The sequence below is a fragment of the Bifidobacterium bifidum ATCC 29521 = JCM 1255 = DSM 20456 genome, from assembly GCF_001025135.1.
Taxonomy (GTDB): domain Bacteria; phylum Actinomycetota; class Actinomycetes; order Actinomycetales; family Bifidobacteriaceae; genus Bifidobacterium; species Bifidobacterium bifidum.
Genome location: NZ_AP012323.1, coordinates 2101742 through 2117032 on the forward strand (window position 1 = coordinate 2101742; position 15291 = coordinate 2117032).

A 15291-nucleotide genomic window follows, 5' to 3' on the forward strand; every position below is an offset into this window, starting at 1 on the left:
GCGGCGGCACCGCTTGCGACCGGAATGCCGCAGTATGTGCAGAACGCCGATCCCGCTGGAATTTCATTACCGCATCGAGCGCATCTGGCCATCATCATCCCCTGTCTCTTCGTTACGACAATCATAACCAATTCGAGGGATTTTGAAAGGCCGCGAAGCCCTGCGGCCGGGCGCGATGTCACGCGGTCTGGGCTATGATGAAGGCGCAACCGAACGGGAGCCGCAAGGCTGAGAGGAAGCGACGCTTCGACCGTCAACTTGATGCGGGTAATGCCGCCGTAGGGACGAGTTGTCCAGTCGCAGCGCAGCAACAATCGGCATCCGCCAACCGATGGCGGACGGTTCCCAGCCAAACGCACCGGGCATCCCGGCATATAACAGAACAGGCATAACGAAAAAACGCATGATTCGGGTCATGGAGGGGCGCACCACCTCACAGGGTACGGCTTGCTCCAGCGACCCGTTTTTCATATCGGCGGACGCCGGCGTGCCCGATCGGAGATCGACCGGCAACGGCCGGCAGTGCAATGTCGCCGATATGGGAATCACGCCAGCGACCGAGGAGGGACACATGATCATCAACGGGCAGCAGGAGGACATCGCCACGCCGCTCAGCGTCGACGAGCTCATCGCGCGCAAGGGCCTTAACGCGGGACGCGTGGCGGTCGAGGTGAACGGTGCCATCGTGCCGCGCGACAAGCGCGCACAGACCATGCTGAGCGGCACCGACACCGTCGAAATCGTCACGTTCGTGCAGGGCGGCTGAGAGCCCGGCAAACACGCGGCAAGGCATCGGCACGGGCTCATGCCGATGCCGGCCAGCGAACCGCACTCCGACCCGAATACCGCACGCATCAAGCGTCATATACCTCAAAGAAAGGTACCATCATGACCATCGCATCAACCACACCGGCCGCCCAATCGGACGACCCGGTGCTCGACGAACTCATCGGCACGGCGACGAACACCGCGCTGCTCCCCGAACCGGACGCGCACGCCTACGACGACATCGCGACCGGCGACGCCGACCCGCTGGTGCTCGGCGGGCACAAGTTCACCAGCCGCTTCATCCTCGGCTCGGGGCGCTACGACCTGAACCTCATCAAGGCGACCATAGAGAACGCCGGCACGCAGATCGTGACGATGGCGTTGCGTCGCTGCCGCACGACCGAGAACAACCTGCTCGACTACATCCCCAAGGGCATCACGATGCTGCCGAACACGTCCGGCGCGCGTAACGCGGAGGAGGCCGTGCGCATTGCGCGTCTCGCCCGCGAGGTCTGCCAGACGGACTTCGTCAAGGTCGAGATCGAGCACGAGACGAAGTACCTGCTGCCCGACAACGAGGAGACGATTCGCGCCACCGAGATGCTCGCCAAGGAGGGCTTCGTGGTGATGCCGTACATGTTCCCCGATCCGATCGCGGCCAAGCGGCTTGAGGAGGCCGGCGCCGCCTGCGTGATGCCGCTCGGCTCGCTTATCGGCTCCAACAAGGGACTGCGCATGCGCGACTTCATCGAGGTTATCATCGCGAACACGCACGTGCCGGTGATCATCGACGCGGGCATCGGGCGTCCCAGCCAGGCCGCCGAGGCCATGGAGATGGGCGCGGACGCGGTGATGGCGTACACGGCCATCGCGAGCGCCGGCAACATCCCGCTGATGGCCCGCGCGTTCAAGCACGCCATCGAATCCGGCCGCGAGGCATACCTGTCCGGCCTGGGCACGGTGACGGAGGGCCACGCCGTGCCGTCCAGCCCGACGAACGCCGCCGACTACCTGCACTGAGCCACCCGTACTGAGTCGCCTACTCACGTCGCCGCCCGGCAGCGTGCACCCATACGTGGAGCACGATGCCGGGTGTACCTTAATCTCGCGATGACGCCCAGCCCCGCGGCCCGAGACCACGCAATCACAGGTCAACGGCCATCGCCAGCTCCAGGTCGTCGTCCAGTTCCTCGACATCGAAGTCGAGCTTCCTGAGCACGTCGTCATTGGGAACATCGCCAAGGGGCGCATCATCACCGTCGCCGGGGCCCATGTCACCGGGATCGTCATCAGGGCGCATCAGCATCGATTCCACGACCTCATCATATTGATCCGGATTGCCGCGGAACAACGCCAAAGCGCACCCCCGCGCCAGGCGCTCATCCGGGAACCGTGCCAATACGATGTTCGCCAAGGACTCGCCCAAATGTGCCTTCGCGTTCATTTCCTCCTCGCTCAGCTTGTCGAGACGTTTCTGCATGCGGCGTGTGAGACGCTGTATGTCCGCATCGGACGTACTGTAAAGCGTGCCGTCCGTCGCGTAGTCGTCATCAAGTCCCCGTGAGAATTCATCGAATCCGTTCATGAACGCGATTATCGGCAATGACAGCAGACCGAACCGGACGAGCGTCTCCGTAAGCAGTTCCAGCTGCTCGACGCCTCGGTCGAACCGCTTGCGGTCTCGCCGCTCGAATCCGAGGATAAGGTCATGGGCCATCACGTCGCCCATCAGCGAGTATGCCAGATCGTTCAGGAACGCCACATCCTGCCATAGTGGTTCTCCCGGCACATCCCGATTGTGTTCCAGCGCGAGCATGCGGTCATCGACATCTATTGGTTCATCGTCCCACATCTTCTCGTATGCATCAATCAGCCGGACGACATCGTACATGTATCGCCGCTCGCATTTCAGCAGATCCAGCCTATCCTCCATGTCGATGCGGGCGCAGCTCTCGCAGTCGCACAGCGACTCGTCGCCCACCTCGGCATATCCGCGAACGCCATCTCGCTTCGACGAGCATCCGCCCGCGTCGCGATCTGCCGTCGCAATCTCTCCGACAGCCGGTTCCTCATCGTCATGACGACCCATATACTCACTCATCCACTGATTGCCATGCAGCTCGTATTCCGCATCGGCCTGCGCCCGCCGCTCGTGCAGATAGTCGACCACGCGCCGATACCGCATGTCCGGCGCCGCACCGAAGCGCAACACGTCTCCGTCCTCGCGCAGCATGCACATGCCGATGCCGGGGTACAGCAGCAGCATCCGAGCGATGTCGAGGCTGCGCCGCTCATCGGCACCCCAATTGAGCAGGGTGTATGCCGCCAGCCGGTGCATCTGCGTCGAATGCTCCTCCATGGCGAGCCCGCGCTGCTTGCGGTTGCCGAACCGCTTCCTGCCGCGAGGCCGTCGCATCAGTTCCTCGACGGTCGTCATACGAATCAGCGACGGCATGTAATCGGACGGGTCGTCGCGAAACAGAGCCAGCGTGGAATCGTTCAGCAGCTCGTACAGCCACACCGAGATGCCGTACTTGCGCACCGTTTCGGAGCAGCCGTGAAGAAACCTCCGGCACTCGCCCACCAGCCGCCCGTTGAATGACATCGCCGCCGCGCACAGGTTCGTCGTCCAGCTGCCGCACGCGAACACGTCGCGCGCCAGCGCGTACAGCCGGTGATCCCATGGCGTGGGCGTGCCGTCCCTGTCATAGTCTTCGCACACCTTGCGCATAGTCTCCGGAGAGACGAGTTCCTCGAATCGCCGCTCCAACTTGTTGATAGCCTGCAGAAATCCGATGGTATCCATCGAGAATGATGTCGCCATGATCGCTCCTTTTCGTATGCGCCATTGCCGTCACGGTCCCTCCGCGTCCTCGCGCATAGGCACACCATGGCACACCCAAGGCTCCCGGCGCCACCCACCCTCGAAAATCTGTGGATAAGTGGATAACTCACCCCTTATCCACAGTTGTCCACATTGCCGGCGGAACCGGCCAGCCCGGCCATCAGACCGGTGAAACCATACGAAAATGCCAGAATGGAACACCACGCGCATAATCGACTTCCACTATCATGGCTAGCGGAAGTCGATTACATGCCGCAGGCCGTCACACCAGATCAGGCATCAAAGGGAAGAGACAACGAACGAAAACAAACGCACCGTGACGATTCTCATACCCTGTTACAACGAGGAGGAGTCGCTGCCGATGCTGTTCGCCCGGCTCACCACGCTCTCTGAGAACGCCTAGCTGGCACCGGACGATGACGATCGCATCGACTATCGCTTCCTGTTCGTGGACGACGGGTCGAAGGATTCGACCCGCGACGAAATCCGCGAGTTCGCCAGCAACCGTCAGCCTACGTAAGGTGCCCGCGCGGACACGCACAGCTGTGCCCGCGCGGCCGTCCGTGGCTACATGAATTTCTTCAGATCCACCGGACAGCTCAGGCCATCCTTGATGCTGCTGAGCTTGTCCAGCACACCTCCATTGGAGGAGTCGGTGGAGTTCTTGTTCTCGTCGGCGGGCTTCGATGAGGTCTTGCCGGAGGATTTACCACCGTCGGTGCCGTCGGTGCCGTTCGAGCTGCCGTCACCGTTCGCGGAACCGTCGCTGCCAGTTCCCGCCCACTGGTCCTCCACCGCATCCGGCACATCAGCGCCGCACGTGTCGGTGACCTTGCCGTTGGTGCCCGTGTAGATGCCCTTCTCGTTGATAATCGGCGTGGTGACGACGTCCAGCGTCGACTTCGCCTTCTCCGCCGCCCGCACGGTGAACGCGATGGTCACCGTCTCACCCGGCTTGATGCCCTGGGTCAGACGCAGGTTGATGAACTGGCGGTCCTCCACGGTGCCGTTCGACACCATTTCGCCGGCTTCGTAGGCGAGCGACGTGATCGCGCCGCCTTCGGGCGCCATCAGGAACAGTCGCGGCTGCATCGTGCCCTTCTCCGTATTGCCGGTAATGAACGCCGGCAATGACTTCGCCTGCTCCTCGGTCATCGTGTTCTTCAACCGTACCGTCACCGTGTATTCGTCGCCGAGACCGGCGCTCGCGATGGTCATGGGGTTGGTGGCTCGGGCGGGCGCGTCCACTTCGTCGCTGATGCGGTACGAGTTCGCGGCGAAATCGCTGCCGCACGTCTTCTTGACGGTGATGCTCGGCTCAAGATACCAGCTGAGCTTGCTGGGCTTCGCCTCGGTCACGTAGACGCCGGCCTTCGGCTGTTCCACACTGCCGGGAATCATGCCCGCGACGTTCGCGTCGAAGACCTTGGTCTGGACGAGCGCCGCCAGCTCCTCCTCCTGCGCCATCCACAGCTTGAAATGGCCGTTCGCGGACGTCTGCCGCAGCGCCTTGAGCATCGGCGACAGCGTCGACGTGCCCGCGCCCGAGAACACGTGGGTCATGATCGTCTTCGACGCCTTGTTGGTGTAGGCGTTCTGCTCCTTGTAGATCGGGTGGTCCACGTACAGCTCGTTGAGGAAGAACTTGACCGTGTTCGTGCCGTCCAGTACCTTGCCGTCACTGAGCTTGACCGATCCCGTCGCACCAATCAGCGACTGCAGGAACACGGGGTCAAGCGCGAACACGCCGGCGATCTCCTGGTTCTCATTGCCCGGCTGCGCGAGCCACATGTTCTTCAATGTGACCGCAGCCCGCTGGAAGTTCGGGTTGACGGTGGTCGTCTGCGGGTATTTCCACACCTGGTCGCCGAACACCGCGGCTTCCTTGACGTTCTCGGCATCGTACGGCTGCGTGCCATAGGTGATGTCGGTGGTGGCGATGAAGTCGCCGATCGTGACCTTGCCGTGGTCGGCGGTCACCGGCGCGATGTTGCCGACCATGCCGCCGCCGGACCGCAGCTCGGCCGGATTGTAGATCGCGACCAGGTACGTGCGCTCACCGTTCTCGCCCAGCAGCTGCGGCAGCAGGTTGATCAGCTCGTCGTATTCGTCGAGCATCTTGTCCACGGATTTCAGGCCGGAGACGCCGGTCTTCACCATGGAGGCGATGCTCGAGCTCTTCGGAGGCGCCAGCTTCTCCAGCCGCCGCGTCTCGACTTTGATGTCGGCTCGGGCCTGCTTGACGATGCCCGGCATGGCCGTCACCGCGCTCAGGTCGACGGATTTGTCTTTCATGGAGAAGCCGGACAGCTGCTTGCTCAGGTCCATCAAATCGGTGAACGGCCCGTCCACCAGGTTTCCCATGGCGTCCAGCATCGTGCGCGCGGCGGTGATGTCGTTCCCGTATGCCGTATGGTCGCGCAGGAACGTCCACTGCGACTTGTCCAGTTCGTCGCGCAGCGCCCGCGTGGACGTCACCATCTCACGTGCGGACGTGCCGATGTTACCTCCGCCACCGCAGCCGAGCGCGGTGTTGGCGAGGTTTTCGGAAGCGGAGATGAAGCGGTTCGCCTCCGTGTACAGTTTGAGCGCGGAGATTCCGTAGATGCCGACGACCGACAACACGGCTCCCAGTAGCACGAACACCACATACAGCACGATGCGCCGCGGACGCAGCGCTTGAGACAGGAATTGATGTCCTTTTCGTCCGATGTGCTGGGGGGATCGGCGCATGGGTTAACCTCGTTTGCTTCGTGTTACATTCCGTTTTGTCGCGTCCGTCGTTCCACGCGACGACCATTATCGTTCCGTCGGGTTCGATGGTCTGCCGTCACACCGTCTTTTCGGGCGGACCGGCTCTCGACGCTACGTAATACAACCTCAGATGATACCGTGCGATGCTTACCGCACGCTAAGTCTTCTTTCTGAACCGTTGTATTTCGACGTTTTTTTCACCATTGCCCGGGACCGGAAGGATGGCCCGGCACAACACCCGCGACCTTGTCAGACTGCTTTCAGACTTCATTGAGGGGTATAACAGTATGGAGCAAGATAACATACACATAGCGCGACCATAGTGTTGCCTACGGGATGCCGTGCTTTACGGGGCCTTTCGGGGTTCTTCGGGTGGCGTCCCGGCCACTGTCACGAAAACGCGGGCGCACGGTTGCCATGATCGCAGCCCCCGCTGGGAAGAACTGGAGAAGTACACGCATGTTCGTTCTCAAGAACGCATGGTCATCCATAGTCCGCCGCAAATGGCGCACGCTGTTGACCATGTTCATCGCCATCATCGTCACATTCGGGACATTGTTCGGTTTCTCCGTCCTGCACGCCGATGAATCGGCCACCGATGGCTACAACCCCCAGCTGGTCAGCGCCGTCATCCGCCCGGATGCGAAGACCAAGGCAACCTACAACGGCGCCGATTCTTCCTATACGAAGAACTACCTGGCGTTCGACGCATACGACAACTACGCGTCTGCGCTGCAGGCCGCCGGCCTGACGTACAGCTATGCGCTCACCATCACCGTGCCGGTGCGGCAGAGCGGCGACGTCAAGGCCATCGCCGGCACCGACGACCAGAGCGCCGACAAGACCGGCGGCGAGATGCTGTACCGCAGCTTCTCTTCGCTGGAGGCCGCGCATGAGAACGAGCTCGGCCGGTACAAGATCGTCAAGGGCAAGCAACTGGACTACTCGAGCCAGTCGAAGACAGGCGTGCTGATTTCACAGGCGTTCGCGAAGAAGAACGGCCTGGACGTGGGCGACAAGTTCACCGTCGCGTTCCCGAACGACGCGAAGAAGACCATCGAGCAGACCGTCCGCGGCATTTACGAGTACACGGAGCCGGCCGCCGCGGGGCAGGGTTCGGACGCCAAGCTCGCCAAGGACAACCGCGACAACGTCATCTACACCGCGTACTACACCTTCGCGATGGACGGCCTGTATGCGGCCGACGGCAAAGGCTGGCTGATTCCCGACCTGAACATCTCATTCCTGCTCGACAGCATGTCGACCTATCGGAAGTTCGAGAAAGTCATCAAGAAGGCAAAGCTGCCCGCGAACCATGAGCTCACCTCGCCGACGCTAATCGAGCACGAGAAGCAGATCGCGCCGCTGCGCTCCCTGGCGAGCTCGATGAAGCCTATGCTCGCCGCCCTCTGGATTGTGGGCGCGGTACTGTTGCTGCTTTCGTGGGGATCGAGCCTGCTGGTCGGCCGTCGGCGTGAAATCGGCAACCAGATCGTCATCGGCGTCTCGCGTGGGCGTATCGCCTGGCAGTTCATGCTGGAGACGCTGTTGCTGAACCTTGTCGGATTCGCCGTAGGCATGGTCGTCGGCGCGTTCGCGGTCAAGCCGCTGGCCACGAAGCTCGCCGACGGCAATGCGGTCAGTGTGCCGGGCAACCTGATCTGGACTGTCATCTGGAGCGGTCTCGGCACGATTGTGGTCCTGATGGTGATCGCCATGATCCGCGTGCTGCTGTTCCGTGTCAGGACGCTGTTTGCGGCCCGTTCCTCGAATGAGGTCGAGGTCGTGGATGACGGCGGGACGGACGACACCGCAACAAGCGACAACGCAGCGAACGACAGTGATACGGCAGACGCCGACGATACGGCGGAATCGGCACAGGAGCAGGCATGAACGACACGAACACGAATAAGGCGGACGACATGAACGAGGACGACGTCACACTGACCGGTTCCGAAGGCGAGAACACGGCGGTCGAATCAGACGCGGCAGCCGACGCCACGGCCGACACGGCAACCGAATCCCCGGATGCCGCCGGAGCGAGCGATTCGACGACGGTACCGGACAGCGTGCAGTTCTCCATCGTCTTCGACGACGACGGTGACGACTCCGACGCCATCGTGATCGACGCTGCCGACGCGGAAATCGACACTACCGCGGAAGCCGATACGACGGTCGCGACGGATGGCTCCGCCGAGGAGGCACCGGCCGACGACGAGAAGCCCGGAGATGATACGCAGGATGCCGCCGCGCAGGAGCCGGCCAGCGCCGACAACACCGCCGATAACACCAGTGCCGATACCGGCGATGCTGATACCGGCACCACGGCGGCGGACACCGCCGACGAGAACTTGGATGTGGCAGCGGCCAACGCCAGCAAGGTCAACGAAACACTCAAGCTGAGCACCGGGGGCAAGACGGCCGGTGATGGCCAGAAGAAGACCAGGGCCGGCAGGGTCACCGTGGCATCGGCCAGCGTCGACCCTGCAATGCGTCTGTCATCGCGCATCGACAAGGAGCTCAAGCGCAGCAAGGCGGACAGCATCCGTCTCAAGTCCTACCCGACGTTCTCGATGAACAAGGTCACAGTGACCGACAAGAAGTCCGGCCGTCACGTGCTCGACCGCATGAACCAGGCGTTCTACGCCGGGCATGTGTACTCGGTGCTGCTGCCAGACAACGACCGCGTGCTGCACGAGACCCTGATGGGCGTGATGAGCGGCATCATCCGGCCGCATGACGGCAATGTGATGAACAAAAGCGCGAACCTGCTGGAGCTTGAGCCCGGCGAAGTCCGTGGACATCGACTGGGACTGGTGCCGCAGCAGTATGCGGTACGAGACGACATGAGCGCCGAACGCAACCTGGTGTATGCGATGGATGCCTCCGGGCGCACGTTCCTCAAGCCGAAGCCGGTGATCGCACGCGAGCTGCTGCACAAGGTCCATTTCGATGTGGATACCCCGAACGCTCCGGTTGGCAAGCTGGACGTGGTGGAGCAGCGTCGCGTGGCGATCGCGCGCGCCATCGCCTGCGAGGCCGAGGTGCTGATCGCCGACGAGCCCACGGGCGGGCTGAACGATGACGACAGCGTGGAGATCCTGCAGCTGCTCACGTCGCTCACCCACGGCGACCCCAAACGCTGCGTGATCATCCTCACCGAATCAGAAGCCGTTGCCAACATAGCCGAAACCATCATCAAGCTATAAACGGCCTCATCTGATACGCCCTCGCTGGGTGGGCAGTCCACCGGGCTATCCACCCAGCGGGGGCGCATTGATTCCACCTAGATCATGCGCATGCGGAACCTCGCGGCCAGGGCCGGCACGTCGGGGACACCGTACTGGTCGACCAGATCCAGCCAGCGCCGCTTGTTCGCCTCCCCATAGCGCTCCGCACGCTTGGCGTAGGCTTGCGCGGTCAGGAACTTCGGCGGTATCGACTTGCTGTTGTATTTGTCGGCGACCATCACGATTTCCTGTTCCAGATTGACCGGCATGTAATCGACCGGAGGCAGCGGCAGGTTCTGCGCGATGACCATCTGCTGGGTCAGGCCGACCCCAGTATGATTGCGCGCGAACTGGGCGATGGACTCGTCCACGCCCTGCTCCAGCAAGTACTCGTAGCCGAGCAGGCCATGCAGGATGTAACGTTTCCCGTCGAATTGCAGCGGTTCGCCATCACTGCCGTCGTGCTTGAGCACGCGATACGTGCCGATGTCGTGCAGCAGGCCGCCGATCGTCGCCAGATGCTCGTCGATCAGGCGTTTCGGCACACGGCCACCGGTGATGCCGTCTGACGGCAGGTCGGCTTGTTCAGCTGCCCCGGCGGAATCGTCAAGCGCGTTGCCGCTGCCCTGGCCCAGCTTGTTGGTGAACAGCGCGTTCTGATGGCGGGCGAGCTGGCGGGCGATGGTCGCCACGACAACACAATGCATGTGCACCAGGTCATAGGCGGCCTGGGAGGGGGCGATTTTCTGGTGCAGCTCGTCAATCTGGTCGAGTGTGGGGATATAACTGGTCATACGGCTCATTGTAGCCATCGCGACACGCCGATAACATCACACAATCGCAAGGTGCATTTCCGCAGATCAGCCATTTTCCGGCCTTCATCATAAACAGCGACGTCGATTGTGCTGCGCAATCCGGGCGTGTCGCGCCGGTGAGGAGGAAAAGAGGAGAGCGTTGCGAGCAAGTTACAGATGCCGGGTGCCATCAATCGCCCGATAGACGCCTCTCAGATGGAGCGCACGTGGTATTCGCCGGTACGGTTGGACGCCACGATCATCTGATCGTTCTTCAGCGCCTTCCAGCCATCGGACTCGTTCTGCTCGAAGCCGGAACTCGCCACGACCACACCGGACGGCTTGCCGTCACAGTCCTGCACGTCACGGTACCTCATCACACGGTAATCGTGAGCTTTCTCGCCCTTGCCGTACTCGTCGTAAATCTCGACGATGCGCGGCGACGTCTTCTCGCGGCCGGCGGCGCACAAAGCCACGAGCTGGTCCTGGCTTTGGATCATGCAGTTGTAGCTGGACTTGGGGTACGCCTGACGCAGCTGGCGTACCGCCTGCGCCACGGCCTCGTCCAGCGCGAAGCCGAACGCGATGTATTCGAGGATGACCGAGAAGAAGATCGCGGAGTCGGAACGGCCGCCGGTCGACAGGAACGCACCCTGATTGATCGGGTACGCACGATTGAGCACGATGTTGATGCCGCGGTCGTCGGAGATGTCGCCGTTGTGGATGAAGCTCAGCCCGTTCGCGAAGAACGGCTGCTGGTTCTCCAGAATCAGCGGCAGGTTGGAGCTGGCGAGACGCAGGTGCCACAGGCCACCGCGTGCGGGGTCGTCCGCAAAGTCACGGAAAATCGGGTCATGGCGGGCGGCCAGTGTGCTCTTGTACAGTTTCGTGCCGGTCTCGGGCTTGCGTACCTCGCCGGCGGCAAACGGCAGCTCAGTGGGGTTCGACAGCAACGCGACACCCCAACCGTCATTGTGGATCTCGCTGAGATCCCGGAAATCCGTCACCTCGTGCATGCCCAGGACGTCGTTGAGGCTCAGGTTGAATCCCGATGTCGCGTATCCCAGTAATCTGCACATGCTTGGTACTGTATCGTGCCGCGGCGGCTGACAAGCGGGCGTGGCTATAGGAGTTCCTTATAGCGTGCGCACGGCCGCGATGCGCACGCGGTCCGGCACCCGGCAGACACATGCCGATACGACCAATACGGCCACACAAACGGCCGATTGACGGGCAAGCGTCGTCATCAGGGAAACTGCCAGAAGAACAAGCGTCCACCTGCCCGCTCGCCAATCGCACAACAGACGAACAGGTATGAAGCAGGTGCCGCCGCGCCAACTCTCAGTCCGCACAGGCGGCCACATATCACCCCGAAGCAGCCAAGTCCGCCCACAGATAGCGCCTGCGCGACCCCGGCCGTGCCATATACCGGTATCATCACCGCACCCAGTGCCATCATTCCCGCAATCAACACCAGCAACGCCGCACGATCCATCAGCCACGTATTCCTGACGGCAGCCACATCAGCCGCAGACATGCCAGGCAGCGACCACGCAATTATCGTCGCAGGCACAAGCGCCGCCAACGTCGCAAGAGGCAGACTCACGCCGGAACCGACCAGCGCAGGCAATCCAACCGTCATGGACGCCAATGGCAGCGTAACAAGCTGCGCGGCCAAACACAGCATCGTCAGCAGTGCCATCCTCGCCGTCTTCATGCAAGCCGGCAGCGTTCGTCATCCATAATTCAGCGACCTGATAATCACGTGCCTGCGTGTCCAATATCTCGCATCCGTTCTGTGTGGTGTCATACGTCAGCAGACCGGACAGCAGGTACGAGGCAATCTCATCGCCGGACAACTGTTCACTGTCTTCAGCGCTGAACAGCCATGCAGTATGATCCGCCGGGGATTCGGACAACTTGGCAGGCGTCACATATCCATTTCGACCAAGTTTCCCAGACAAGTCGGCAGCCGGCTGACCGGCCAAACGCAGACCGTGATGCCATCTCGCCGGTCACAGACAGTAGAGGTCGTCCTTGCGATAACCGGATATGCACCGAACGGCAGTACCAGCGGGACGGCTACCGCGACGGTGGCGCATAGAGCGACTATTGCGCAAACGGGACAGCCGGCAACGGTCCTGTCATGGCTGCGCCATCCGACGACCATCGCCCGTACTGAGGCGGCTGCTGGCGCAAATACGCGGCACCCAGGCCGTAACGCATGGGCGCTTTGCCTCCGCAGTCCATCAGTCCATCAGGAGCGCACGCGAGCCGGCAGTGCGGCCCGTGTGCGTCTACTGCTTAGCGAGTTTCGCCGAATCGTCGACCTTCACGGCATCATTTTTCGTCGCGTCGACCTTCGCGCCTCCCTTGGCATCTGCGGCTGCAGGCTTCGCAGCGCCGTCCTTCGCAGCGGTGGCCTTCTGCGCCGAGCCCGCAGGCTTCGTCTTGCTTCCGTCCCTCGCCGCGGACGCAGCCTTCGTGCTGCCCGAGCCACCGTTCTTCGCGGTCGGTTTCGCAGCCGGCCGTTCTTCCGGTTTGCTGACGGTCACGATATCGTTGACGCGCGGCGTGCGCGAACGCAACGCGACGCGCTTCAGACGCGGCGGTCGGCGAGTGGAGATGAACAGCGGCTGAACCTCGACCAACGGGTTGAACGGCGCCAGGCCGAACCATTTGATCGGGGAGCCGGCGACGTGACGAATCGCGTACTTGGCCTGCAACGACATCGCGCCTCGCGTGGAGATCTTGGATTCCGGCATCAGGTCCTTGTGAATCAGCACGTAACGGATGGTGCCGATCTCCGGGTCGGCGTCCACCTTCGGGTAGACGGACTTCTGCTGCGGCAGGTCACCGGAATCCGACAGGTCGTGCATGATCTGGTGCAGGTACACCGGAATAGACTGCGACACCTTGAATCCCAGACGGATACGCACTCGGAACAGGTAGCTCGTGCCGAAATTCTGCACGGAGTACTCGCGCGTGAACGGTTCGTCGGTGGTCTGCACCGACACCGCCCACCACGCACGGGCGCGCTTGGGATGATCCGCGAAGATCGAGAAGAAGATGTCCGTATCCAGTCGTCGCATATCCGAATCGCTGGTCAGATACACGATGTTGTCGGCGAAATACGGGATGCGGAAGTCGCCGTGCAGGCGGTCAAGCGCCGGCAGGAAGTCCTTCGGCATCATGTGGCGGCGCTGCGCGCGTTCCAGACGCGTGCCCTCGTTCCACGTGTACATGATGAACAGGATCGCCAACGTCAGCAGCATCGTGAACCAGCCGCCGTGCAGGAACTTCGCCATCGACGCGATGAAGAACATCAGCTGGATGGCGAGGAACACGATGGTGAACACGACCGCCAGCACCCGCTTGCGGTCGTACCACATGTACACCGCCAGCAGGATCGTAGTGGTGATCATCGTGATCGTCAGCGCAAGGCCGTAAGCCGCCGAAATATGCTCGGAATCCCGGAATATGCCCAGCACGATGAGCGTGGCCGCGCACAGTACCCAGTTGATGACGGGAATGTACAGCTGGCCGCGGGTGCGCGCCGGATACCGCACCTGAAGATGGGGCATCCAGTTGAGGCCGGTCGCCTCTGACACCATCGTGAACGCGCCGGTGATCAGCGCCTGCGAGGCGATGATGCCGGCCGTGACCGACAGGATGACGGCCACATAGCGCACGTTCGGATCCATCATCTGGAAGAACGGGTTCAGTCCCTCCATGTGCTGGTACTCGGGATTGTTCTGGTTCTTGAGGATCCACGCGCCCTGACCGAAGTAGTTGAACACCAGGGCGACCTTGATGAACGGCCACGTGAAGTAGATGTTGCCGCGTCCCACGTGTCCCATGTCGGAGTACAGCGCCTCGGCGCCGGTGGTCGACAGGAACACGGTGCCCATGACGGCGATGCCGGCCGCATTGTGCGGGCTGAACAGGAATTTCACGCCGTACACGGGGTTGAGCGCCGCGAGCACGGACCAATCGCCGGAGAGGTTCACCGCGCCGACCACGGCGAGGAACGTGAACCACACCAGCACCACGGAGCCGAACACGCGGCCGATGCTTTCGGTGCCGCGCGATTGCACGGAGAACAGCACGACGATGATGACCACGGTGATCATCAGCGTCAGGTTGCCGTTTTCCTTGAACAGCGCCTCCAATGGCGGCAGCGTCTTCAGGCCTTCGACCGCGGAGCTGATCGACACGGCCGGGGTGAGCACGGAATCGGCGAGGAACGCCGCGCCGCCGAGCATGGCGGGGATGGCGAGCCATGCGCCATGCCTGCGAATCAGCGAATACAGGGCGAAGATGCCGCCTTCGCCCTTGTTGTCGATACGCATGGCGATGAGCACGTATTTGACGGTGGTGATCAGCGTTATCGACCAGAACACCAGCGACAGCATGCCGAGCACGGCCTCACGGTCGGTGTTGGCGATGCCGCCCTGGCCGGAAAGGAACGTCTGCGCGGTGTACAGGGGCGATGTTCCGATGTCGCCGTAGACCACGCCGAGCGCGACGATGGCCATGCCGAGCGAGATCTTGTTGGGGCCGGACTGCAATCTGCGCCACCAGCGGCCGATCGCTCCCTTGCTTGCGGTCTTGGCGAGTTTTTCCGCTTCCTTGGTTTCTGCCGCCTGCTGCTTTGCAAGCTCTTCGCGCTCCTCTTTCGTCAGTGTGCGACGGGAGACTTTCGGGACGTTGGTGAACGTGTCGGCACGTAACAACGTTTCATCGGGCTTTTGAGCCATGATGCTTCCTCCATCGACGGGGATAATCCGCACATGATATCCGCATATTCTAGGTACAGCTACTAACGGAAACCTTGGTATTTCAAATTCAAGCGGTCAGTATATGCCCCTTTTCGGTTTTTTCCAACTTGGGGAGGACG

General features: G+C 62.0%; 10 protein-coding genes and 1 pseudogene. 4 read left to right on the forward strand and 7 right to left on the reverse strand.

Annotated features, from left to right (window positions below; translation table 11 throughout):
• Positions 1-47 precede the first annotated feature (47 nt).
• Positions 48-374: pseudogene (locus BBBF_RS10765) on the reverse strand (hypothetical protein); the annotation flags it as partial.
• A gap of 29 nt (positions 375-403) precedes the next feature.
• On the opposite strand from BBBF_RS10765, the gene thiS reads away from it, so the two are divergent.
• Both thiS and BBBF_RS08830 read left to right on the forward strand, forming a co-directional pair.
• Positions 404-766 carry a sulfur carrier protein ThiS gene (gene thiS / locus BBBF_RS10740; RefSeq protein ID WP_003816070.1) on the forward strand — a complete coding sequence of 121 codons (363 nt, stop codon included), beginning with the start codon at positions 404-406 and terminating at the stop codon, positions 764-766.
• A gap of 122 nt (positions 767-888) precedes the next feature.
• On the forward strand, positions 889-1788 hold the full coding sequence (locus tag BBBF_RS08830) for a thiazole synthase (protein WP_003820532.1): 900 nt from the start codon (positions 889-891) through the stop codon (positions 1786-1788).
• Positions 1789-1912: 124 nt separating this feature from the next.
• Here BBBF_RS08830 and BBBF_RS08835 read toward each other — a convergent pair whose 3' ends face one another.
• The gene (locus BBBF_RS08835; RefSeq protein WP_021648241.1) at positions 1913-3592 is read right to left on the reverse strand and encodes a hypothetical protein; all 1680 of its coding nucleotides are present in this window, start codon (positions 3590-3592) and stop codon (positions 1913-1915) included.
• 588 nt (positions 3593-4180) lie between these two features.
• Complete coding sequence (locus tag BBBF_RS08840; RefSeq protein WP_033509746.1) at positions 4181-6346, reverse strand: DUF4012 domain-containing protein; 2166 nt, start codon at positions 6344-6346, stop codon at positions 4181-4183.
• Positions 6347-6826: 480 nt separating this feature from the next.
• On the opposite strand from BBBF_RS08840, the gene BBBF_RS08845 reads away from it, so the two are divergent.
• Both BBBF_RS08845 and BBBF_RS08850 read left to right on the forward strand, forming a co-directional pair.
• Positions 6827-8260: an ABC transporter permease gene (locus tag BBBF_RS08845; protein ID WP_003816060.1), complete on the forward strand. Its 1434-nt coding sequence runs from the start codon at positions 6827-6829 to the stop codon at positions 8258-8260.
• Positions 8257-9576, forward strand: a complete 1320-nt coding sequence (locus BBBF_RS08850; RefSeq protein WP_021648244.1) for an ATP-binding cassette domain-containing protein — start codon at positions 8257-8259, stop codon at positions 9574-9576. The genes BBBF_RS08845 and BBBF_RS08850 overlap by 4 nt, the downstream gene beginning before the upstream one ends.
• Before the next feature lie 77 nt (positions 9577-9653).
• On the opposite strand, the gene BBBF_RS08855 is transcribed toward BBBF_RS08850, so the two are convergent.
• From BBBF_RS08855 to BBBF_RS08870, 4 genes are all read right to left on the reverse strand, one after another.
• A complete protein-coding gene (locus tag BBBF_RS08855; RefSeq protein ID WP_017143631.1) occupies positions 9654-10391 on the reverse strand; it encodes an HD domain-containing protein in 738 nt (245 codons plus the stop codon).
• A gap of 212 nt (positions 10392-10603) precedes the next feature.
• Entirely contained in the window at positions 10604-11470 is an 867-nt protein-coding gene (locus BBBF_RS08860; RefSeq protein WP_003814086.1) for a class II glutamine amidotransferase, read from the reverse strand.
• Positions 11471-11637: 167 nt separating this feature from the next.
• Entirely contained in the window at positions 11638-12093 is a 456-nt protein-coding gene (locus BBBF_RS08865) for a hypothetical protein (protein WP_229026541.1), read from the reverse strand.
• A gap of 595 nt (positions 12094-12688) precedes the next feature.
• Complete coding sequence (locus BBBF_RS08870) at positions 12689-15151, reverse strand: KUP/HAK/KT family potassium transporter (RefSeq protein WP_021648246.1); 2463 nt, start codon at positions 15149-15151, stop codon at positions 12689-12691.
• Positions 15152-15291 lie beyond the last annotated feature (140 nt).